The organism is Streptomyces wedmorensis (assembly GCF_000716445.1).
In the GTDB taxonomy this organism is placed as follows: domain Bacteria; phylum Actinomycetota; class Actinomycetes; order Streptomycetales; family Streptomycetaceae; genus Streptomyces; species Streptomyces wedmorensis.
In genome coordinates, this window is the sequence record NZ_JNWK01000136.1 from 1 (window position 1) to 2,052 (window position 2,052).

Genomic DNA, 2,052 nt, shown 5'->3' on the forward strand with positions numbered 1-2,052 from the left:
GCCCACCCCCGCGCCTGCGGCCCCGCCTCGTTGTGGGATGCGCCGTGCGCTGTGGGCCCGTGCGCCCGCCCGTTGTGGGCATTCGTTCCGCTGGGGCGGAACGGGTGGGCACAACGGACGGCGCCCTTTGCCGGGCCCAGGCTTCCGGGCCTGAACCCGCACCCGGCTGTGCGTCGAGCTGTGGGTGCGGGTCCAGGCGACAGGGGGCGGGGGCGCCGCCGAGGGCGCCGTCCCGTGTGCCCACCCGTCCCGCCCCAGCGGGACGATTGCCCACACGGCGGTGGGCGAAGGCCCACACGGGGGTACGGGTGTGGGCCCGCACGGCAGCGGGCGAAGGCCACACGGGTGCGGGCCCCCACGGGGCGGGGGCGACAGCCCGCACGGGGCGCGGCCCACACGGTGGGCGTGCGGGCGCGGGCGCAGCCCGCACGGGCGAGGCCCGTCGACGGCGGCCCGTACGGGCGGAGGCGCATGGCGCGGGCTCGCACAGGCCGAGGTCCGGAAGACGGCGGCGCCCGTACGGGCCGAGGTCCGGAAGGCGGAGGCGGCGCGGTGTCAGGTGCGGCGGCGGACGACGTAGGCGGTGCCGCCGACCGCGGACGCCTCCTCCCCCACATACTCCTGCCCCCGCATCTCGCACCACGCCGGAATGTCGAGCCGAGCCGCCGCGTCGTCCGCGAGGACGGTCACGGTGCCGCCGACGGGCACGTCGCCGATGACTTTGGCGAGCTCGATGACGGGGATGGGGCAGCGTCGGCCGAGCGCGTCGACGACGAGGGAGCCGGAGTCGGCCGGGGGCGCGGCCGCCGGGGCGGCGGGGGCGCCGAGGCGTTCGCGGACGCCGGCGACGACGCCGGGCAGGACGTCGAGGAAGTGGTCGACGTCTTCGGCGGTGGTGCCGGTGGGGAGGGACACCCGGACGTTGCCCTCGCTGAGGACGCCCATCGCGCGCAGGACGTGGCTGGGCGTCAGGGTCGAGCTGGTGCAGGACGAACCGGATGAGACGGAGAAACCTTCCCGGTCCAGTTCGTGCAGCAGTGTTTCTCCGTCGACGTAGAGACAGGAGAAGGTGACGAGGTGGGGGAGCCGGCGCACCGGGTCGCCCACGACCTCCACGTCCGGCACCAGCTCCGGCACCCGGGACCGGATCCGGTCCACGAGGTCCCGCAGGCGGGCGCCCTCTGTCGCCGCCTCGGCCCGGACCGCGCGCAGGGAGGCGGCCGCGGCGACGATCGCCGGGAGGTTCTCGAAGCCGGGTGCCCGCCCCGACTCCCGTTCGTCCGAAGGGCCTTGGGGGGCGAAGCGGACGCCCTTGCGTACGGCGAGCAGTCCTACGCCCGCCGGACCGCCCCACTTGTGCGCGCTGGCGGCGAGGAGTGACCAGCCGCCTTCCACCGGCCCCCAGGCGAGTGACTGCGCCGCGTCCACGAGCAGTGGCACCCCGGCCGCGCGGCAGGCTTCGGCCGCCTCCGCGACCGGCTGTCGGGTCCCCACCTCGTGGTTGGCCGACTGGAGGCACGCGAGGGCGGTGCCGGAGTCGAGCGCGGCCGCGAAGACGGCCGGGTCCACGGCGCCGGACCGGTCGACCGGCACCTCGGTGACCGTGCCGCCCGCCGCCGTGTGGACCTCGCCGGCGTGCAGGACGGAGGAGTGTTCGACCGCCGAGACCACGAGCCGGTTCCCGACACGTCGACGCCCGGCGAGCGCGCCGGAGACCCCCGCGTGAACCGCGCGCGTCCCCGAAGGAGTGAACACGAGCTCGTCCGGGCGGCATCCCACGGCCTCCGCCGCGGCTTCCCTGGCAGCGTCCAGCAGCAGCCGTGCCCGCCGCCCCTCTCGATAGAGCCGGGCCGGGTCGGCCCATCCCTCGTCCAGGGAGGCGAGCAGCGCCTGGCGGGCGACGGGGTGCAGCGGAGCGGCGGACGCGGCATCGAAGTACGGCATCCGCCCACGGTAGGTCCTCCCTCGACGAGCCCCACGCCCACCCACGCCGACTCCCCACCACTCCCGCCCTCCCCGGCACCCACCCCCACCACTCCGGCCCCCGGGCCC

At 76.7% G+C, this 2,052-nt stretch carries 1 protein-coding gene; it reads right to left on the reverse strand.

Features of this window, described 5'->3' with window-relative positions:
* Nucleotides 1–555: 555 nt before the first annotated feature.
* Nucleotides 556–1,944, reverse strand: coding sequence for a cysteine desulfurase/sulfurtransferase TusA family protein (locus OO54_RS40740; protein WP_033212729.1), 1,389 nt, complete (start codon nt 1,942–1,944; stop codon nt 556–558).
* Between the last annotated feature and the right edge of the window lie 108 nt (nt 1,945–2,052).